We start from the raw sequence: 18,897 nt of genomic DNA, 5'->3' as shown, positions 1-18,897 counted from the left end.
CGATGAATTCATGGTCGGGCCGCGAAGCCAGAAGCGAACGCGACTCCCTTCGTCCTCTTTGGCAAAAGCCACAAGTCCAAGACGGTAAGCCTCTATTAACGGATTGAACGTCGCATGTTCCCGCAACGTCGGGGAATTTCATCCGCCAGCGTCAGCACCCTTGGCGAAACCAAGCTTGGCGTTGCACGAGCCCCGTCTGAACATTACTGGCGTGCGGCGAATCACAGTCAAGCTGCACCCCGCCATATCGGCGCTCATCGGACTGGCAGCCCGTAGCCAAAGGTTCGCGCCGCCAGCCCGACTCGTCTGCTTGCGCAGAAGTGACCGAATCTATCGGCGATAAAATGCACCGGCAAATAAGGGAAAATACGCATTTGCGCTCTGGCAGGCGCGGGCTACCGTGGTTGTGTTTTCAAGAGGTTTCTTTGAGAGGCGACGGCTCGCCCACAGCGCTTGGGTGGGCCGCCTGTTCTGTTTGAGAAGAACCAAAACTTGGCGGGCGCGCTTTCAAAGGCGGTGCATCGCAGCCCATGCCTTTTTATCCATGGCGCAGCGCCTTTCTCTCGCTGCAAGCTTATCAAGAAGCACCCTTATTTGCGGCGGCAATGGCTCACAAATGATCGGGCTAAAGAATGATCGAAGGGCGCTCCCCAATTCGCGCTCAATGAGCGCCGTATCTTCAACGCCGGGAGTAGACATAGCGCCACCCTTTTTGTTTGCTCTCGGACCTTTCAATTAACGCGTGAGGAAAATGGTTTCTGTGCGGCAATTTTTCACGCCAACCACAAAGGGGGGCGGTTGCACGGAACGAAGAACGAAAAGCGGATCAGAGGGTCTTTGGTCAACGGCGAAAGAAGGGGTGCGCCCCCGTTTACTTTTGTCCCCCGCCTTCGTCCTCCGGCGTGCTTTTGACAACTTCGGCCAGCGCCAGCCGCATCAGCAACAGCGCGAAATCGCGAGGCAGTGCCTCTTCGGCAATCCTCGCGTGTGAAAACCGTAAAGCGACGCCAAGCGCGTGCTGAATTACCAGAGCGTCACTCGACTCGGTCTGTGCCACAAGGCTGAGTTTCGGGGACGGCATGATTATACCTTTATTTTTGCTTTACGTGCTTAACTTGCCGCTCGACATAATCGTTCGCGCCGACTGCAATTTTTCGCGTCCCCCACAAAGACAAGCGGAAGCGAAAACAAAGTCCAATGGCGTGAATCATATTAATGCCGTTCACAAGTTTCTCTCTGTGCTGTGCGTGCCCGCACATACGGGCTTCGTAGCGATCAGGAGACATGCCACGGTCTTTAAAGCCCCCCTGCCATACGCGCCGACACGAAGCCGCCGGAGTCTTGAAACCCCTCTCGGCGGCTTCACCTTCGTTTTCTCGGAAGCGCAGTCGGAAGGCCGCCCGCCCGATGGCTTTTGGAAGATCGAGCCGCCCCCCGCCGGGTTCCCTCCTCCTGTTCACAATATCGTCGCGCGCTCAAACGCGGTGTAGCAGAATTCTCGGCATTGGCGATGGCATTGGCGTAGCAAAACGAAGCCCGGGAGTGATCTTGCCGCCCCTCCCGTGCTGTTCATGGATTCCTCGCCGCAGCGGCGGGCGCTGGCGCAGGGGTGAAATATGGGAGGGTTAACCTATGCCTCGTCCGTTTCGCGTACCACGGGGCTTCCCATCTGGTAACTCGGCAGAAGAAGAGTTAAAGCTGACCGTCGCCTTTAACATGACGGTGAGGGGCTGCGGAAGCCCGCGCGGCTTACGACTTGTGCCGCCGCGAGGGCCGGAACGTCGCCCTACGCCCGCAACATGCTCCCGGTCAATTGCTCTGGGAACGTCATGAGCTCACTACCGAATTATAGCTCGAGTACAATAGGAAGCCTCTCGCGTCGCGCTCTCGCGACGCCCTCACTTGAACGCCCTAGCGGGAAAGGCTCAAGTTGTTGCGGCGCGCCAAAAAAGGCGCAAACCTCGGGCGGAACTACTCTGAGCTTTTCATTGAGTGCTGATATCGCGAGGGAGACAACTTCCGCGATGTTAAGCCCAGGAAATTCACCCCAGCCCACCCCCAGACAGGCCGAAAGCTGTTCAAGTTCGTTGGCCGCGGAGTCGGTCGGTTCTAATCGAATGTTCTGCGCCGAAACGCCCAGAGCCCGGGCGAGGGCGTCCAGCGGCGACTCCCCCTCGCGCCAGCCTCCGACGTGATAGGCTAGAATAGCGCGTTTACAGTTGCGCCATTCGTGGTCGATATGAGGCCAATCTGATGCAAACATGGCCCACCCCCACACGCCATCGTCAGCGATATTTCCTGCGCCCCGTTTATTGGACCGCCGCGCCAACTAGGGTTGACCGGATGGCAAAGGAGGCAACGACTCAATGTGCTGGCCAACGCCCGCGTAGCTTTGTTTCCCGACTTGAGTGACCGTCGTATCGTTACTGAGGGAGCTGCCTGCCTTGCCAATGGCGACTTGTTGGACGCCGTAGAAATTAACGCGGCTGGTCTGGGTGGTGTTGTCGGTGTTGTGTTGGCCCAGCGACACCCCGGCCTTGGCGCTCAAAAGCGGGTTGTTTCCGAAGTTGACGCCGATGAAGCTCGGCTTGACGCTGATGAAATCGCCCGCGTGCGCCTGGCCGACGCCGATGCAAGCAAGAACGGGAATAAGCCAATATTTCATTTTCTATTCCCCCGCTTTCGTCGTCGATGGCGATGACAGATCGCCATTCAATCGCTTTTGGAGGTGAGATCGCGGCCATATTGACCGCGATCTACTTCAAGACCGCAGAGCTATTCTCACGGAGCGCCGAAGTTCAGCGGAACCTGAGCCTGGATCACGGTCGCCTTGTTGATGGCATCGCCACCCTTGGAGGTGTCGCCAATCGACTGTTTGACGCTCGCCTTCTGCGAAAGATCGCCATTGTATTGGTTCACCGGGACCTGTGCCTGCACGACGAACGCCTTGTTAAGCGCGAAGCCGCCCTTCGAGGTGTCGCCAATCGACTGTTTGACGCTCGCCCACTGGCTCAGATCGAGCGCAAAGGCGAAGCTCGTTGAAAGGGCCAGAATGGTGGGAATGAGAAGGAGCTTCCTCATGAGCAAATACTCCATGGTTTGTACGAAGCTGCCTTTCGGCGCTTCAGGTCAGGAAATAAGGCGGTACGAAGGCGCTGCCAGGCGCCTTTTAGGATGGGTGTTCAAGAGGATTAAGTATCTTTAGGATTAAGTATCTTTACTGATTCCCTGTCATGTTCACGCCTATCGTGGCGGCGGCGCTCTTCTTTGCCGTGGCGATATCGTGATCGCTTTGAACTGGCGATGAGGGGCAATCTTATTTGTTACTAGGAAGAACGGCTAAGCGAGCTCCGCGTCGTTCGTTCACCAAGTGATAGGGCGAGCCCCGCGCAATCTAATGGATCACGCGGAATTCTGGGCGACGCGATAGAGATACTGGCAACCATGTCCGCGCCGCTGTTCAAATATGTGGGAATCGCAGAGCGCCGCATCCCGAGACGCCCCACGTCTCCCAGCTCGCGCAGGGATGCAAGACAGGAAGGCTTGCGTTCCGCGCGTCCGTTGGGAAAAGCGCGAAAGCCCAACGGGACCGAATTGGAATACGACGCTTTCCGTATCGTGGATACGTGAGATAGACAGCGGCCAGTTATCCCGCGCCTGAAACGTCGGAAGCGTCGGATACATTGGACCGAACGCGAGACAGAAACAGCCCCTCTTTTGTCTCCGCGCTGAGAGTCGCATTCGGATCATTTCGCAACGCGCCCCACCATTCCGAGACGGCGGCGGCGATTTCATTCTTGCGGGCGGGAGGCGTCTTTCGATCGAAGTTTCCCATTATGGGCTCGGCGACAGCTTCGAGGACGCTCGGAGGCATGGGAATCGTGGTGCTTCCGCCCCCATAGTATGGACCGTCAGAACGTTGCACGGCTGGATTGCGTTTCATCGGGCGGTTCGCCATCGCCGCCAAGCGGATGCTTGCAAGCCGCAGGTCGTGAAGGCGCTCGTGGAATTCGATGGCGAGCTTTTCGGCCTCATAAGCGAACACGGCGGCGCGGGCTTGATCCAAATGGAAGTCGGCCATTTCAGCCGCTTTGCGCGCTTCGATCAGTTCTGATTCCAGCGTCGGCAGGCTGGCTTCGACCGCCTGAATCTTTTCGTCTAGTTGCTCACGCGCGATCTTCGCAGCGGCGAAGCCTTGCGGCTCTTGCGTCAATAGGTGCGCCTCTTCATCGCCCCCTTCGAGAACGCGCTTCAAGTTGGCGGCGCGCGCCGACGCAATGGAGTTGTCGAGATTCGTAAACGCGTCCGCCTTCTGCGCCAGTAGCCCGCAATGCAGGTCGCGCGCCTTTTGCAGGGTTAGCTCCACACTGTGCATGGCGGCGAGCGCCTCGGCGTTGATTTCGATGGCCGCTGCAAGAGTTTTACGCGGGTTTTGGATTAATGTTGTGCCCATGGGGGCGCTCCGGGGTTTTGGCTTACAATCGCCCGATTGTAAGCCAGCCTTTGTCAACGATGAATCTGTGCACTGCGCTCTTTCATGGCGGCGGCGATGCGTTCGTTCCGGGCATATTGCTCGGCGGTAAAACGCTTGGCGTCAGCGGTCATCTGTTTGCGTTTTTCGGCAAGGCGCACGGCGAGTGCTTTATCGGCGGCGTGAGTCTGCGGCTCGAAACGCCCCTTGGTCGCGTTCTCGCGTTCATGCGAACGCGCTGAGCCCTTGGCGAATTCCTCGCCCGCCACTTGACGATACGGCGCTTCGCCCGCTTCTGTGGTGATCTTACTGGTATCGTCGCGGCGCTTCTCTTCGCGGCCGGGGTTGTGCCAGCCCTCGAAGTTCGTTTCGATGGTCACATGCTCGCCTTCGTCGGTTACGGACACATGCTTACTGCCCCCGTTCAAATCGACGATTTCCATCTTTCCATCCGCGCCCCAAAGCAAAGCGATTCCGCTCTTGTGGCCGCGAGCGATGGCGTCATACACTCTGGCGCAGTCGCGGGTGTAAGCGCCTGCGTCGCGGAGTTGGGATTCGAGCGCCATACTCGTTTCCTGCATTGCACGAACGTGTTTGAGCGTGTCGAGAGTCATTGCATTTACCTTTCAATTTTGGGAAGCTGCGTTATCGTTCTCCTGCTTCCCATCTTCGGACGATGTCGTCTGTTCCATATGCGCGGACATATTCATCGAGATTGAAGTCGTCGGCCCAACCGCCAGCCAACGCCAATGCCCCACAAGCGGCGTTCGCCGCGTCGTCATGCCCCGAAGGCGGATGGTCGATTGATTGACGCCCGCCGCGAGAGCATTTGCGTTCAAGCGACGAGAGCTGCGAGATAAGCTTCTGTGAGTCGAGCAACTCACAACGCTGGCCCATGAGAAGAGGGAGCGCCTGCACATAAATCTCATTCTTGGTTTTCTCGGAATGAACGTAGTTGATCCCATGCGCGCTGAAACGCTGTGAAGGCCATTCGCCGCCATAGCGGTCGCCTAGCACAGACATGCAGCCATAAGCTTTTAGGATTTGGGCAAACTCGTATGTCGCCTCGTCGGGATTGAACGGCGGTTTGATCGTGCGCAGAACGTCGAGGACCACGACATTGTTTTCACGGTGCGCGATGGCGAGCGCCATATCGTCGCCACTGCCGCCGCTCGGGTCGCAGAACGCGTGGTAATATGCCAATGGCGTCTTCGGCAGTTCGAAACGATTGGGGATGACGCAAGCTTCGACAACTTCGCGCGAAATGAAGGCTTCAACATCCTGCCTCCACTGGCCCAACCATTCGCTTTGCGCTGCTGCCGGATCATCCTTGATGGCGCGGTCGATTTCGCGTTGTGGGATCGTGCTGTTGAAGTCGAGGGTCGCACCATTGGCGACGAGAACCTGCGGGTCTTCGCCGTGCGGACCGAAATGCTTGCGCCATGTGTTATAGCCGAAGCCAGTCTTGCTGTAGGGGCTTCCAATCGTGATTAGCTGCCCGCCGGTCGTGATCAGACCGGGGCGCACGGCGATGATGATTTCCTCTGCCGGGTTGCTGCTGTAGTCGCTGCGCCAGTGACAGATTTCGTCGCCGATAGCGCAAATGAGCGTGAGGCCGCGCAGCCCGCGAAAGTCAGCTGATCTAACTTCAATGTCGATACGATTATTGAGCGACAAGCTCGTTTGGGTGCGACCGACGATCAGCTTCGAGAGCGCGGGCGAGCTATCGAAAATGCCGACGATGTAGTTAAGCAGGATCTTGGCTTGCTTCTGATTTTCGGCGATCAGCAAGACGACGCCGCGCTCGCCGGGAGACAGGCGGTCGCTGTAATCGCAGAGAGCAGCCGCGTAGACGGCAAGCGCCGCGCAGCCGGAGCTTTTGCCCGACCGCCTGCCTGCGAAAATGTGAAGCTCGGAAACCGGCTCGGTCGGCGAGGCGTCGCGTGACGTCAGTTTGCGGTAGTGCTCGCCTTCGGATTCCGTCAGTTCTTCGCCTTGTGACGCGAGTAGCACGGCGCGCATTGCCTCGCGGGAAACGCCGCCCATAACGCGGCCAAGTAGATGCTCGCTTTCGAGCGCAAAGCGTAGATCGACAAGCGGCGTCATTTCCCTGCCTCCGCAATGGGCTCAGGAGCGCCGTGGAGCGCCTGGGCCGGTTCCGCCTCAATGACGGTAGCGGGTTGTCTCGGCGCACAAGCGGCCTTTCTGGCGGCGTTGTGATGTGGGTTGGCCGAGTTGGCGACGATATCGGCGAGCGAGGGCGTTACGTCTTTTACGGCGCGGTCGAGACCGAGCGTTTCGGCGACGCGGCGCACGTGGCCGATGAGGCGGCCCAATAAATCAAGATCCACTTCGCGGCCTTCCGCGATATCGGTTTCGAGCCTCTCGCAAGAGAGCATCAGGGTCGCGGCCCGGCGGATCAGACCGAGCTTCAATTCGGTTAGGCCCGCCATGCCCCCAAGGTCGTCGATCAGGAGCGCCACAAGGTCCTTGTAGCGGCGCGCCCATGCCGTGCGGCCGTCCGTTTCCATCAAGAGGGCGCGCGAACCAATGCGCGGGCGCATACGCGCATTCGTGATCTTTGAGCGTTGCGACGCTGTTGGTGCGATGGCAGTTTGAAAATCCGACATGCATCTGCCCGATATGCTGGGATGAAATGGTATCTAATTACCACAAGGCTCGACGGCAAGGCGGCCAGTTTTGTGAGGTAACAAATCACCACATCGAGGGTTGGAAACGGGTAGGTTTTGGGTAGGTTTTTAGGCGCTACTAAGTGATAATGAGAGTCAACCAGCGGCAAGCACTTTATGATTCAAGGCGTTACCGGGATTAGTTATGTCCGATAAGCGGGTGTTATCGGACATGGACGCCGCGCTCATTGCCGCGCTCATCAATGTGGGCCAATTGGCCCGCGCGGTAGTCTCGCCGGGTATCAGCTGACACCGCGAAGCCTACTCAGCTTTCGTCTTTCGACGACTCGCGCGCAGGTGGCGGCGGGCGGCTCGGCGAGAGCGAGAAAAAACCATAAGGCGAGCGTCTCTGTTTGCTCGCGATCTGATGCGACGACACACCCGAGATAACGCTGAAAGCCAATTGGGGGGATGGGGCGATTTGGGGTGGTGTTACGCCCCTGCTACCCTAAGTTTATGCTGCACTGCAGTATGTTTTTTCTCGCGGGGCGGGTAGGGCGTCCCCCTAAATCTACCCATCCCCCCAAGCGACAAGCTCCAGTCTTTTTTGGCTGAGTCGGCAAAAAACAAACGCCAAAGGTCGTGCTTCCTGCCTCCCCCCTCCCCCCCCCCGGATCACATAAGGCCATCATGGCCCCCATATCCGTGAGCGCGAATCTCATCCTCCTCCTTAATCGTGACCAAGTGATACACCTTGCCGCTGCCCTTATGTTTCCCTTGCGGCGGTGAATAAAAACGAAGGTCGCCAATCACCACGCCGACATTCTTCTTCAACCATTTCCCAAACGAGACGGGACTGACACCGCCGCGTGTGCCTGCCGCCACTTCTGATATTGCAGCAAGGAATTCTCCATTGGCTTCGCGAACGGTCTCCCTGCTCCCGCCTTCGTCCTTATATTCGCCTTTCGCCATATCCTCGGCATATTTGATCGCGTCCGCTGCGGTCTTTGGACTTATGCCGAAAGCCTTATGCCAGTGCTCCATAATTGTTTCCAAACTGCCTCTCTGCGGATCACTCTCTCTGATGGCTTTCATCGACTCACATGGATCAGCGCGATTGAGCCATGCAAGCCCAGCGCGCACGAACTTGCTCCACTCCTCGAAGCCGCCGACAGGTGAAAGTTCATCTGACTTCGGATAACCGGCGAGCGCATGGGCCCGTAGGACTGTAAGGCAGAGGCGCACATATTTCGCCCGATCGGCGCGGACGACTTCAACCGGATCGAAATCAAACTTGCGTTCGCCGGGGAATTCCATCTTGGCGTCGAGGCGGCACAGGCATGTGCGCTCAGTCATGTCAGCGCCGACCCCAATATTATTGCCGTTCGCGACAACAGTTGCGATGTTAGGCAGGACAATCATCTTGTCGTTTGTGCAGAATGCTCGGACCTCGACGCGTTCCTGCGTCAGCATTTGGCACAGTAGCTCACTCTCTAACGCTTCGCCGTTCGGCAGATTATCGAGCGTTATGGTTTGAGAGCCGCCCCTAAGCGCAGAGACAAGCTGCTTTGCGCGCTCATCCTTATCATCTGTGGCGCTGATCACTGGCGCTTCATGCCCAGAAATGATCATGCTGGCGATATCATTCAGCTTGCTCTTGCCTGTGCGCGGTGCAGGCGCATCATACAAAAACATCATCGCGACCTTCATGGCGCTGCGCGCCACTCCTGTGAGGATGCGCGCGAGCGCCACGGATCGAGACGCTTCATCCTTGAACGGGAAGTCTTTGATCAGCACCTCTAGCTTCTGCAAAGCGGTTTCGGCGTCCGCCATGGTGGCGTCATGGGGCATGTCGCCGAAGTCGATCCCTTTCGGATCGTAGTATATGCCGGTCGCCGGATCATAGCCGGGCTTGTCCAATATGGTGCCATCGGCGCGGATGATTGGAATGCTCGTCAGACCGCGCAAGATCGGAAAATGCCCGATCAGCGGCGAACACTTCGCCAGCGCCGCCGCCAAATTCAGGGGCGGATAACATTTGACATAAAAGCCTTTCTTGCCGAGCCGATAAAAGTCGGCCGCCGCCGCCAGCACGACGCGCAGGCTTTCGGTGCAATGGGTAATAATCGCATCGTCGTGCAACTCTGCTCCGGTGTGGCTCTTCCCTTTAATGATACCCCGCATGACGAGAGATCCGCCGCGTTGGAAGATTTCCACTCGACGTGATTCAATCAGCGCCTTGGCGCAGGCGATAAGATCTACATCCATGTCGGCGCTGATATAGATGGTCGCCTTGCCGTCTGGATCGTCAGGCGGCGTCTGATCGCCAGGAGGGGGAGGCGGAGCGTCATCAGGCGGCGGCGGAAGCAGATCGCGCGGCGGAGGCGGCGGCGCGGGCGGCGGATCATCCTCGCGATGCTGCTTCGCCTCTTCGACCGTCTGCCGGAAGATCTCGGCGAGCTTATCCTTGCCGATCAGCGTCGCTAGATCATTCCAGTCGCTCGGCTCGTCGCCGTCCTTAGCGCGGTCGAAGGGCGGGAAAACCGCCACGCCGCCAACGGCTTTGGCGGCTGCTTTCGCGCTTTCCACGCCGGTGTTATTCCTAAGTTTAAGTTCGGTTTTGTAATCATCGTCGCCCGCGATGATTATCAACGCGTTCGGATATTTCGCTGCGATCTTCTTCGCTACGGCTTCGAGGTTTCCCGCATTGAACGCAACGATCACAGGAAGACCGCTCGTTTCATGGATCGTCGCGCCGGTCGCGTAGCCTTCGACAACCACAATCAAGTTTCTATTCGGTGATTGCCGTAAGCCAATCTCGAACCAGCAACCTTTGATTTTGCCATCTGGAAGAAAGCGTTTGTCGCCTGTGGCCGTTATATATTGCAGCGAGACTAGAGTCGTGCGAGCATCTTCGTGATCATAGATTGGGATCGCGATTTTGTTCACGTCAATTTGAGCGACTCCACTGTGCGCTTGCACATTTTTCCTTCTGAAATATGGGAATTTGGCGAAAAGCGCGTCGCCGTAATACTCCTGCCCCTTGCGATGAATCTTTTCAGCCTCGCGCGCCGCCGCGCGTTGCTTCTTAGCCTCTTCGCTATTGCGCTCGGCGCGCTGCCTATCACGCTCCGCGCGTTCCTCTGGCGTCAGCGGGCGCGTCTCTTGCCCGCGCCATGGGTATTTCTCGCCCGTGCGCCAGTCACCGAACATGCCAAAGGGCTGCGGATCGTCGGCGTGGAGGACATACCAGCCGGGTTGTTTGCCCCATTCGCCGCTCTCGCCAAAACGATGGATTTCGCCATCCGCAATGATTTCGTCCGGCCCATATTCCAATTTAGCTTCAATCGCGGCGGCGAAGGCTTCCTCAACCGATAGCGTCGTGTGGCCATTGCCAGTGCCGCCGTATCCACTCTCCTTGTGCGGCTCATCCTGCGGGTGCTCTGGGTGCAGTTCCTCAGTCATCTTTTGATCCTGTCCGCCGCTCGCCGAATTGCGAAGGGCGCGTGCTTGTTCTCGATACGGCGCTATGCGCCGGGGCGATTTTTGGGGGCTCTCACATCGGCGCTGCTCCGCGACGGTCTGAGTCGCTCGTCGAAAAGCGCACGTCACTTCCGCGCATTCGAGAGCGCGGTTGCAAGCGACGAGCAGAACGCCCGCGCCAGCGCGATGGCGTCGTCGATTTCTTTTTGGCTGTTGAAGCGTTCCACGATCAGCGCCGCGAACTTATCAATCGCGAAGCGCGGCGGCGGTCGCTTGGTCTCGGTCCGTGTCGTTTTGGTTGGCGTGTCCAACATTGCTCTCTCCCCTGTTACGCGGCGTCGTCCGGCGGCGCGACGCGGCGCACGCCTGGACATTCGACCGCCATGCGCCGCTCGAACCCGGCGAGAACCTCGTCTCGTGGGAGCGGCTCGCAACCGTCGCAGACGGCGCGCCAATACCAACGGCCGTGGCGCGGGTGTCGAAGCCGATGATCCACCTTGAACAGAAGCAGTCCTGGCGAGAGGCGTGCAAAGCATGCACGGCGACGGCCTCGCGCCGGGCCTGGCGAACTTATCGGGCTAGCTTGATAAACGGTCATTCCTCCGCATTCCCGGCAAGCATGGCGGCGAGTTCCATGAAGTGCTCCCGCTCACTCTCTTCAGCGGCTTTGAGGACTGCCAGTTCATCGGCGGGAAGGTGCCGTTCGATAGCCTCGCGAACAAGCTCGCGCAGCATATTCGGATCAATGGCGTCAAGTTCGACGCTGATGTCACCATGGCGCTTGGCGCGCGTGTCTGTCATCTTCGTCGGGCGCGTGGGAAGGTTCCAATCACGGATTTGATCAGGTGTGACAGCTAGGCGCTCGAAGTAAATGTCGGCGTCAGGCGCAAGCTCGCGGAGAGTTTGTTCGATCTTTTCGCCTGCGTTGACGCCAGACGGGTCATAGTCGCCAAGGTGATAGATGTATGCCGGAATATCTAGGTCGGCGATTTGCTCGGCGGCGCTATGGAGGAACGAAAGGCTGGCATAGCCACGTGCGACCATGAGCGGCACATCATACTCGGCGGTCACTGGTAAAATGACACCGGACAGGGCGTCCTTTTCGAGCCAGATTTCAGCGTAGCAGTCAGCACTTGACCACAGACTCTTGCGATAGAGGCGCGCCGTCTCGACCAACGCGTCGGCCACAGAGTCGAAGGTCTTAGGACGGCGCTGCCAGCGGGTATTATCGGCGAGCCAGTTATAAGGGAGGCGACCCGCGCGTCGCATGATGGTGAGATCGGTCTGGACCTTCTGATATCCGGCCTCGGTCTTCTCAATGAAACCCTGGACAGTCGCCTGATAGAAGACTTGGCGGACGGTCATCGGTCGCCCGTCGCGGACGATCTCATAGAGGCGGTCGCGACGGGTCTCTACCTCGTCTTTCGTGGCTCGATGGCGCTTTATAGGGCTAGGGTGATAAATGCCGTTGGGGGTCATTTGCCACCCCCCCTGACCGCGTGAGCCATAGCAGCTTTGCTGTCGTCTGCACGGCGCTCCATGGCCTTTCGCCAATCGGCGGCGCTCTCAACGGTAATCAGCACACGGCTGCCGACGCGCATTTCGCGCGGGGCAAGTCCTTGAGCGGCTAAGTTGTAGAAAGTGCCCCTACTAATCCCGTGCGCCTTGCAGAATTGGGCAATGGAAAAGGCGCATAGCAGCTCTGTCATTTTGGTCCTCGTGGGTTCGGTTGAACGTCACTGGACCTTCCTAGTAGACACAATTTTTAGGCGTCGAAACCGCCAAGAAAAGAAGGTTATGTGGGCGGCAGAGGCACAACTGAAAATCACGGCGCTCAGCGTAAAGAGAGCCGCCCAAAGGGCGGCTCCTCATTACAACGCGTGGTGCGCTGAGACGCTTTTATGAGGACATCTTCCGCCGTTTAAGGCGCGCTCTCATCCGTTGCATTGCGCCAAGCTTGCCCTTGTAAGCCGCAGTCATAGTCTCAGCACTCAGGTCTCTTTGTTTCGCTACAAGATCAATAGCCTCATCGGCGTTCATTCCGTCTTCAACCAATTCTTTCACCTCATCGCATGCCAGCAAGAGTGAAACTTCTTTATAGGTCAGCTCATAGAGTGGCGTGCGGCGCTTATCTCCTCGGACGCCGCTAATCAATCCATGCCGTTCGAAAAGGTCCCGCACATACGGCATGGCTGCCGCAGGAACCTGTCGCCCCGATTGCAGAAGTTCAAGTAGCGGCTGGAAGTCGCGCCCGATGTCAACGGCTATGCACATTTCCAGCCACGGGGCGCATTCTGGACTTTCGACGTTTTCGAGATGACCGAACGAATATAGGCTATTCAAGATTTGACTGGGCGACGCGAATTCGTCTTCATCGTAGATAATCGGCAACTGGCGCTTAGTCATGATGCGCCCTCTTGGTCTTCTCTGTTGAAGCCGAACGTCGGTAGCTTTTCCCGAACTGTCTCAGCAATGTAATCGTCGGACAAATGCGCGTAGTGCCGCGTGGTCATGCGCACGTTGGCGTGCCCCAGCTGGGCCGCGATGACACCCAACGGCGCGCCAGATTGAGCCAAAGCAGAAGCGTAAGTGTGACGTAAAATGTGGAACGTGGCCGGAGGATCAATCATAGCGCGCTCGCATGCGCGAGCCAGCGGACGGGCTTGGTGAGACGCTCCCCAAGGCGCGCCATTCGGCCGCAGGAACATCACATCTCGTAGCGGCCGCCCTGCGGCCAGCTGAGAGAAGAAAGACCGGCCCTCACCGGTCAGCGCGACGTGGCGCGGCTTGCCCGATTTAGATTTGCCAACCGTCAGCCGGTTCGCAGTGGGGGTAAAATCGCCGCAGCGCAGCCTCGTCAGTTCGCCGTATCGCAGGCCGGTCAGAAGAGCGCCTTGCACAAGCTCGGCGAAGCCCGGTTCGCAAGCCGCTACGAGGCGCGCAGCTTCCTCGGGCGTGAGGAAATGGACTTTGGCGGTGTCGGCTTCCCGAAACGGCTTTACTGCGCGCCAGGCCGTGTCGTTGGCGACGCGCCCTTCGGCAAACGCATAGTTGAGCGCCGCTTTTAAAATCGTGAGTGTTCGGTTCGCGGTGGACCGCCGCCGCCGTATCTCTTCTTCAGTTTCTGGGCAGGCCAAGGCGCGGGCGGGTTGGCCTTTTTTGCCTCTCGTCAGCCGCGGACGGGCGGCGAGCGCCGAGAGCCAGTCTCGCAAATCTTTTGCGGTCAAGCTGTCTACCCGGCGATGGCCGAGCGGCGGAACGATGTCGTTCTTCGCCCGGTTGCGGGCGGTAGCGGCGCTTTTGCGGTGGGCTTCGAGGAATTTAAGGTAATCCTCGACCGCCTGCGCCACGGATAACGGCGCGCCCGGTTCTGCCGCAAAGGCGTCGTCGCCGCCTGCCCACCGCCGGGCGGCGTCTTGCGCCTCTGTCCAGCTTAGGATTGTTTTTCCGTTGGCCGGGTGAATGTCGTCGGCGTCGGCGAGGGTCTCGCCCATATACTTTCCAGCAACGCGACGCCGTGCAACCCAAACCCCGCCTTTCGTGCCCTTTCGATAGCCGAGATGCAGGTCCCGCCCTATCGAGGCGTAATAGGGCACGCCGCGCGGCGCGAGCTTAGCGCGCTCGCTTTTGCTGTCGAGGCGCACGGCCTTCGTCTTGTTCGCCACTGTAGCGGGCTCCGCTGTGTAATTTTGTGTAATATACGCACCTACACAGCCCTAAACAAGGGCGGGCGGGATTGGAGCCATCACGAATATATCGAAGTAACATCAATGTCTTATATTGCATAAGGATGGATCTCAATGGACGCCGACAACGCCCTCTCACGGCGAAAACAGGGGTTCGAGTCCCCTAGGGAGCGCCAGTAAAATCAGCCCTTTGCCGCCTTCGCCGCACGAATTCCGGCTCCCCATACGGAGAATTTACGGAAAAGGCGTTGTTGGACAGGCGCGCACAGGGCCCACTCTTGCGCCGTCAGCTGAGCAGCCTTACCCGCCGTTACGCCCCGCCAGTCCCTCGCCCTGTGTTGCGGCCAGGCCGCACGCCCTTCGAAGGCAGGCGTCCTCAATCCGCGTAAAGCTACCGCTCCCGCTTATCTCCAGTGAACGCAACGCTTATGGCCGAAACCGTCCGATGGGTGATAACGACGCGTCCACTTGATGCATTCCTTGCTCGGAGGGGCATATAAAGCCTCGCCTCTTGGACAAGCGACCGCATCCTGCCGCGACGGCGCACTTGGCCCGCCTGATAGCCCCGCGCATTGGCGACGTTCTTCGATGAGAGCGTTCTCAGCGTCGTAGTTCAACTGGTTCGCTTCGTTTACAAGTGCTAGGAGATGCAAAGCAAGAAGTTGCAGCGAGGCCTCTCGCTACCTGTGACTGACCGCAATTTAGAAAGCTCTAGCATGAGGTCTACTGAGGGAGGAGGGCGCCGGGTTGCTATCCTTGGCGCAGGAATTATGGGCGCAAGTCTAGCGCTCTTTTTGGCCAGGCACGGTTTTAGAGTATCTCTTTTCGATAGGGAGAACGTGCCGCTTGCGGGGGCCAGCCGGTGGAACGAAGGAAAAATCCACCTCGGCTATTTGTACGGCGCTGACCCCTCCTTGGATACGGCTCGCCGCGTCATTCCAGGGGGCTTAAATTTCGGACCGTTGATTTCGAAGCTTATCGGCGCCGATATTTCCCCTGCAATCACGGAGCAGGACGACATTTATCTTATACATCGCGACTCGGTCGCCACTCCGGAAGCAGTCGCGGCAACCTTCGAGGGCGTTAGCGCGCTCCTTAGAGAACATCCAGATTCTCGCCGGTATCTGGTCGACGTGTCGCGCGCCAATTTCCGCCGCATGTCTCGCAAGGAGGTGGGCAATGTTGCGAATGATGACCTGCTGACCGCGGGCTTTGTCACGCCAGAGCGCTCCGTGGATACGCGATGGATTGCGGATCGCCTTTGCGATGCACTTTTGAATGAGTCTCGCATTTCTTTTTGCCCCGGCATCGCCATTAAAGCGGCTACTCCGGTGGATTCGGTAAACGGTCCTTGGCGCGTTCGAGGAACGCCGGATGTCGATGACCGCTTCGATATTGTAGTGAATGCGCTGTGGCATGGTCGGCTGGAAATTGATCTGACGGCAGGGGCGCCGGCTCCAGACCAATGGTCAAATCGGTTTCGACATTCCCTTTTCATCCAGACCCCAAATGATCTCGACCTTCCTAGCGTCGTAGTCGCTTTCGGCCCCTTCGGAGACGTTAAGAACTATAACGGACGCGATTTTTACGCTTCATGGTATCCTGCCGGTCTTATTTTTGAATCTAACGAGATCAGCCCGCCGGCGCTGCAGCCCTGGACCACCTCGCAACAGAAGGAGTTGATTGCGAAGGTGCGGGCAGCCTTGGGAGAGCTTTTGCCCTGGACGAGCAAGATTTTCGATTCCGCTGAAACGATCGTCGTTCAAGGAGGCTTCGTTTTTGCTCAGGGCCGGGGTTCGCTTGCAGACCCGCGGTCAACGCTGCATAGGCGAGACCGGTTCGGTATATTGAGGCGCGGGCGCTACTACTCGGTAGACACTGGAAAATATTCGACAGCGCCTTGGCTGGCTTGGAATTTGGCGCAGGAGCTTATAGGAAATTGACGCGCAACCAGGCGCGCCAATCGACAGATTGAGGGGGTGACTATTGACTGATGGCGGCAATGCGCCTGGCCCTGTCGGCGAGATGGAGTGGCGCCCGAAGGTTACGGCGCTCGTCCCGTGTTACAATGCAGAGGACTTCATCCAGCGCACCCTTGACAGCCTAGCCGCCCAAACTTGGCCGAACCTCGAAATCCTCATCGGCGACGATTGTTCGACTGACTCGACGCTGAAAATCGTCGAGCGCTTTGCCGCCACACGAGCGAACGTGCGCGTCGCGCCTCGCGACTCGAACTTGGGGTGGTTGCGGAACTCCAACGACCTGATGGCGCAAGCCCACGGCGAGCTGATGTTCTTTGCTTTTCACGACGATGTTGTCGCGCCCACATATGTCGAGCGACTGGCGCATGAGCTATCCGCCCGGCCGAACGCGATCATTGCGTTTAGCGACGTAGAGGTAATAGACCTTGACGGCTCTTCCAGCATCTATGCTTTCACCAGCTTGACCAACGTGACTGGCGCAATCAGGCGAGCAGCCGCGTTTCTGACAGGCGCGAACTGGTGGGTCCCGAATCGTGGCCTTTTCCGCGCTGAGGCTTTCCATCGCATTGGCGGCATCATGCCAAACGATTGCGGGGAGTACTCTGCTGACCATACTTGGCTTCTTCATATGGCGCTTTTGGGAGACTTTGTCCGTACGCCAGAAGTTCTTTGCTGGAAATTCTTCAAGAGAGGCAGCTTAAGCAAGCGGTGGGCTTGCGGCTCAGAACAAAATGCTGCGATTCGAAAAGCTACGATGAGAGAGATCAGGCGAAGCGACCTGCCCCGATATCAAAAATGGCTTATCGCTTCTATTATCACAGTGTACCACCGCTTGCCACAGAACACGCGATCTACGCTTAAGTCCGCAGCATTACGTCTGTTATCTGCCGGCGATCCTAAACCCTGAAATTCCCCTTTGAGCGCCTGCGAGTGACGCGATCTGCGCGATCCGCGGAAAGCGCCTTTGAACTCGCGTTCCTCTTGATATGCGGACGCGACGATCTCTTGAGCCTCGCAGGGTCTACCGCAGAGATTGTAAGTAATAGCACTTAACCCCTATGGACACCTATCCAAAGAGGCGCCTGTGCGTGTGCTTGCCACGGCCTACTTCCTCACCTGAAGCGCCAAAAGGCAGCTTCAATTAAGTATGGAGAATACTCATGAGGAAGCTCCTTCTTATTCCTGCGGCTCTGGTTCTTTCCACTAGCTTCGCATTTGCTCTCGATCTGACCCAGTCGCTCACGCTGAATCAGTCGATCGGCAACACCTCGAAGGGCGGCTTTGCGCTCAACAAGGCTTTCGTCGTGCAAGCGCAGGTCCCGGTCAACCAGTGGCATGGCGATCTGTCGCAGTCAGCGACCATCAATCAGTCGATTGGCAACACTTCGAAGGGCGGCGACGCCATCAACAAGGCGACCGTTATCCAGGCGCAGGTTCCGCTGAACTTCGGCGCTCCATGAGACGTCGCTGCTCTCCTGGCTTGAAAAGGATCGCGGCCAACGGCGGCCGCGGTCTTCTCTTCGAGGGAGCGCGCGTCCTGCCTGTCGCAATCGGCGTATCAGCGGAAAATCGAGGAGCAGAAGATGAGATATTTCACAATTGCCGTTCTTGTCTCGATCGCAGCCGCTCAGGCGCAAGCGCAAAATTTCATCAGCGTCAAGCCGAGCTTCATCGGCGTCAACTTCGGCAACAATCCCCTTCTGAGCGCCAAAGCCGGTGTGTCGTTTGGTCAGAACAACGTAGATAGCACCACGCAGAACAGCGCCGTGGACTTTTACGGGGTGCAACAAGTCGCCATCGGGAAGGCAGGCAGCAATCTGAGTAATAGCGCGACGGTCAACCAACAGGGCGCGTCGACTTATGCAGGTGTTGGCCAGGCGATTCGATCCTTGCCCCCCATGCCGTCCTTGGGCGGGCCTTAATCGGTTTTCGGCTCACATAAACAGCGCGATCGGCTGCGCTTAGTTACCTTCCAGGCTGAGCGCGGCCCCTTGAGGATCGCTGTGACGCGCCGAAGATGACGTCGCCCTTCCGAAGGTCATTTTCGAATCTTGGCTGCAACTCAAAATCAATGGAATCGACAGCTAGTCGCCGATAAAGTCTTCCAAGGGCGAACCAAGATCTGAGATAGGCAGGCTCGCTATGCAGACGCGCTGGTGCTTGGACCAAATCAGACCAACTCCCAACATCGACAGCGAGTGGAGCGCCTCGAAGCACGCAATTATAGCTCATTACGTTGGGAGATGGCGCAAAGGCGAGTCGCCGCTCGACGCCCTCGCACGCGCGCTGGGTATCCCCTCTGCAGACCTTCTGGCGGAGCTACTCACTCATAAAGCCAAGCACGACGAACTCGACTTGCTTTCTGAGTGCTTGGGAGCTGGATGGGTTGAACTGCCGGGGCTTGATGTCAGGGGCAGCGTCACCCAAGCGATCACCCTCGTTAACGAAAAACTTGCGCGTGTTCCGCCCGAGGTTCGTGGTTACTTTGGCGCGCCGAAGAAGCTTTCCGCCGCCGGCGTCGACTGGCTGCCCGGGATTCCCGCACCGCACTGAGCACCAGTTGCGCCTTGCCGTAGCTTTCGGAACTCTTTCACCTCGGCGCCCAAGCAAAGCCGATGCTTGAGCGGGGGTCATGACCCGTCGAC

General features: G+C 58.1%; 18 protein-coding genes and 1 tRNA gene. 7 read left to right on the top strand and 12 right to left on the bottom strand.

Features of this window, described 5'->3' with window-relative positions:
* Window positions 1–871: 871 nt before the first annotated feature.
* The gene (locus RVU70_RS14390) at window positions 872–1,081 is read right to left on the bottom strand and encodes a hypothetical protein (protein ID WP_363347443.1); all 210 of its coding nucleotides are present in this window, start codon (window positions 1,079–1,081) and stop codon (window positions 872–874) included.
* Here RVU70_RS14390 and RVU70_RS14385 point away from each other — a divergent pair.
* Window positions 1,080–1,490 (top strand): hypothetical protein, encoded by a 411-nt coding sequence (locus tag RVU70_RS14385; RefSeq protein WP_363347441.1) that lies wholly within the window; start codon window positions 1,080–1,082, stop codon window positions 1,488–1,490. The two genes, RVU70_RS14390 and RVU70_RS14385, sit on opposite strands and share 2 nt — an antisense overlap.
* Before the next feature lie 839 nt (window positions 1,491–2,329).
* Here the strand turns inward: RVU70_RS14385 and RVU70_RS14380 are convergent.
* The 11 genes from RVU70_RS14380 to RVU70_RS14330 form a co-directional block, all read right to left on the bottom strand.
* Window positions 2,330–2,665: a hypothetical protein gene (locus tag RVU70_RS14380; RefSeq protein ID WP_363347439.1), complete on the bottom strand. Its 336-nt coding sequence runs from the start codon at window positions 2,663–2,665 to the stop codon at window positions 2,330–2,332.
* Window positions 2,666–2,781: 116 nt separating this feature from the next.
* Window positions 2,782–3,081 (bottom strand): hypothetical protein, encoded by a 300-nt coding sequence (locus RVU70_RS14375; RefSeq protein WP_363347437.1) that lies wholly within the window; start codon window positions 3,079–3,081, stop codon window positions 2,782–2,784.
* 565 nt (window positions 3,082–3,646) lie between these two features.
* Window positions 3,647–4,453 (bottom strand): hypothetical protein, encoded by an 807-nt coding sequence (locus tag RVU70_RS14370; protein ID WP_363347435.1) that lies wholly within the window; start codon window positions 4,451–4,453, stop codon window positions 3,647–3,649.
* Window positions 4,454–4,506: 53 nt separating this feature from the next.
* On the bottom strand, window positions 4,507–5,085 hold the full coding sequence (locus RVU70_RS14365) for a hypothetical protein (RefSeq protein WP_363347433.1): 579 nt from the start codon (window positions 5,083–5,085) through the stop codon (window positions 4,507–4,509).
* Window positions 5,086–5,116: 31 nt separating this feature from the next.
* Window positions 5,117–6,577: a hypothetical protein gene (locus tag RVU70_RS14360; RefSeq protein ID WP_363347431.1), complete on the bottom strand. Its 1,461-nt coding sequence runs from the start codon at window positions 6,575–6,577 to the stop codon at window positions 5,117–5,119.
* Window positions 6,574–7,035 carry a hypothetical protein gene (locus RVU70_RS14355; protein ID WP_363347429.1) on the bottom strand — a complete coding sequence of 154 codons (462 nt, stop codon included), beginning with the start codon at window positions 7,033–7,035 and terminating at the stop codon, window positions 6,574–6,576. Before RVU70_RS14355 ends, RVU70_RS14360 begins: the two co-directional genes overlap by 4 nt.
* A gap of 741 nt (window positions 7,036–7,776) precedes the next feature.
* Window positions 7,777–10,566, bottom strand: coding sequence for a toprim domain-containing protein (locus tag RVU70_RS14350; RefSeq protein ID WP_363347427.1), 2,790 nt, complete (start codon window positions 10,564–10,566; stop codon window positions 7,777–7,779).
* A gap of 143 nt (window positions 10,567–10,709) precedes the next feature.
* The gene (locus RVU70_RS14345; protein WP_363347425.1) at window positions 10,710–10,898 is read right to left on the bottom strand and encodes a hypothetical protein; all 189 of its coding nucleotides are present in this window, start codon (window positions 10,896–10,898) and stop codon (window positions 10,710–10,712) included.
* A gap of 280 nt (window positions 10,899–11,178) precedes the next feature.
* A complete protein-coding gene (locus RVU70_RS14340) occupies window positions 11,179–12,063 on the bottom strand; it encodes a hypothetical protein (protein ID WP_363347423.1) in 885 nt (294 codons plus the stop codon).
* Between the two features lie 420 nt (window positions 12,064–12,483).
* Window positions 12,484–12,990, bottom strand: a complete 507-nt coding sequence (locus RVU70_RS14335) for a hypothetical protein (protein ID WP_363347421.1) — start codon at window positions 12,988–12,990, stop codon at window positions 12,484–12,486.
* Window positions 12,987–14,249, bottom strand: coding sequence for a site-specific integrase (locus tag RVU70_RS14330; RefSeq protein WP_363347419.1), 1,263 nt, complete (start codon window positions 14,247–14,249; stop codon window positions 12,987–12,989). Before RVU70_RS14330 ends, RVU70_RS14335 begins: the two co-directional genes overlap by 4 nt.
* 127 nt (window positions 14,250–14,376) lie before the next feature.
* On the opposite strand from RVU70_RS14330, the gene RVU70_RS14325 reads away from it, so the two are divergent.
* From RVU70_RS14325 to RVU70_RS14300, 6 genes are all read left to right on the top strand, one after another.
* Window positions 14,377–14,446: transfer RNA gene (locus RVU70_RS14325), tRNA-Glu, on the top strand.
* A 471-nt stretch (window positions 14,447–14,917) separates the two neighbouring features.
* Window positions 14,918–16,213: an FAD-dependent oxidoreductase gene (locus RVU70_RS14320; protein ID WP_363347417.1), complete on the top strand. Its 1,296-nt coding sequence runs from the start codon at window positions 14,918–14,920 to the stop codon at window positions 16,211–16,213.
* Window positions 16,214–16,256: 43 nt separating this feature from the next.
* Window positions 16,257–17,159 (top strand): glycosyltransferase family 2 protein, encoded by a 903-nt coding sequence (locus RVU70_RS14315; protein WP_363347415.1) that lies wholly within the window; start codon window positions 16,257–16,259, stop codon window positions 17,157–17,159.
* Window positions 17,160–17,412: 253 nt separating this feature from the next.
* Window positions 17,413–17,712, top strand: a complete 300-nt coding sequence (locus tag RVU70_RS14310; protein ID WP_363347413.1) for a hypothetical protein — start codon at window positions 17,413–17,415, stop codon at window positions 17,710–17,712.
* A 123-nt stretch (window positions 17,713–17,835) separates the two neighbouring features.
* The gene (locus RVU70_RS14305) at window positions 17,836–18,174 is read left to right on the top strand and encodes a hypothetical protein (RefSeq protein WP_363347411.1); all 339 of its coding nucleotides are present in this window, start codon (window positions 17,836–17,838) and stop codon (window positions 18,172–18,174) included.
* Between the two features lie 220 nt (window positions 18,175–18,394).
* Window positions 18,395–18,805: a hypothetical protein gene (locus RVU70_RS14300; protein WP_363347409.1), complete on the top strand. Its 411-nt coding sequence runs from the start codon at window positions 18,395–18,397 to the stop codon at window positions 18,803–18,805.
* The last annotated feature ends 92 nt before the right edge of the window (window positions 18,806–18,897 follow it).

It is taken from the genome of Methylocystis echinoides, from assembly GCF_040687965.1.
Taxonomy (GTDB): domain Bacteria; phylum Pseudomonadota; class Alphaproteobacteria; order Rhizobiales; family Beijerinckiaceae; genus Methylocystis; species Methylocystis echinoides_A.
The sequence above is the reverse complement of the archived record's forward strand: the minus strand, read 5'-3'. Positions and strand labels throughout refer to the sequence as shown.

What these genes read in the sequence shown, in the direction of transcription:
- RVU70_RS14385 (WP_363347441.1), top strand. Translation starts at nt 1,080, where the DNA reads ATGATTATACCTTTATTTTTGCTTTACGTGCTTAACTTGCCGCTCGAC.
- RVU70_RS14390 (WP_363347443.1), bottom strand. Translation starts at nt 1,081, where the DNA reads ATGCCGTCCCCGAAACTCAGCCTTGTGGCACAGACCGAGTCGAGTGAC.
- RVU70_RS14380 (WP_363347439.1), bottom strand. Translation starts at nt 2,665, where the DNA reads ATGAAATATTGGCTTATTCCCGTTCTTGCTTGCATCGGCGTCGGCCAG.
- RVU70_RS14375 (WP_363347437.1), bottom strand. Translation starts at nt 3,081, where the DNA reads ATGAGGAAGCTCCTTCTCATTCCCACCATTCTGGCCCTTTCAACGAGC.
- RVU70_RS14370 (WP_363347435.1), bottom strand. Translation starts at nt 4,453, where the DNA reads ATGGGCACAACATTAATCCAAAACCCGCGTAAAACTCTTGCAGCGGCC.
- RVU70_RS14365 (WP_363347433.1), bottom strand. Translation starts at nt 5,085, where the DNA reads ATGACTCTCGACACGCTCAAACACGTTCGTGCAATGCAGGAAACGAGT.
- RVU70_RS14360 (WP_363347431.1), bottom strand. Translation starts at nt 6,577, where the DNA reads ATGACGCCGCTTGTCGATCTACGCTTTGCGCTCGAAAGCGAGCATCTA.
- RVU70_RS14355 (WP_363347429.1), bottom strand. Translation starts at nt 7,035, where the DNA reads ATGCGCCCGCGCATTGGTTCGCGCGCCCTCTTGATGGAAACGGACGGC.
- RVU70_RS14350 (WP_363347427.1), bottom strand. Translation starts at nt 10,566, where the DNA reads ATGACTGAGGAACTGCACCCAGAGCACCCGCAGGATGAGCCGCACAAG.
- RVU70_RS14345 (WP_363347425.1), bottom strand. Translation starts at nt 10,898, where the DNA reads ATGTTGGACACGCCAACCAAAACGACACGGACCGAGACCAAGCGACCG.
- RVU70_RS14340 (WP_363347423.1), bottom strand. Translation starts at nt 12,063, where the DNA reads ATGACCCCCAACGGCATTTATCACCCTAGCCCTATAAAGCGCCATCGA.
- RVU70_RS14335 (WP_363347421.1), bottom strand. Translation starts at nt 12,990, where the DNA reads ATGACTAAGCGCCAGTTGCCGATTATCTACGATGAAGACGAATTCGCG.
- RVU70_RS14320 (WP_363347417.1), top strand. Translation starts at nt 14,918, where the DNA reads ATGCAAAGCAAGAAGTTGCAGCGAGGCCTCTCGCTACCTGTGACTGAC.
- RVU70_RS14310 (WP_363347413.1), top strand. Translation starts at nt 17,413, where the DNA reads ATGAGGAAGCTCCTTCTTATTCCTGCGGCTCTGGTTCTTTCCACTAGC.
- RVU70_RS14305 (WP_363347411.1), top strand. Translation starts at nt 17,836, where the DNA reads ATGAGATATTTCACAATTGCCGTTCTTGTCTCGATCGCAGCCGCTCAG.
- RVU70_RS14300 (WP_363347409.1), top strand. Translation starts at nt 18,395, where the DNA reads ATGCAGACGCGCTGGTGCTTGGACCAAATCAGACCAACTCCCAACATC.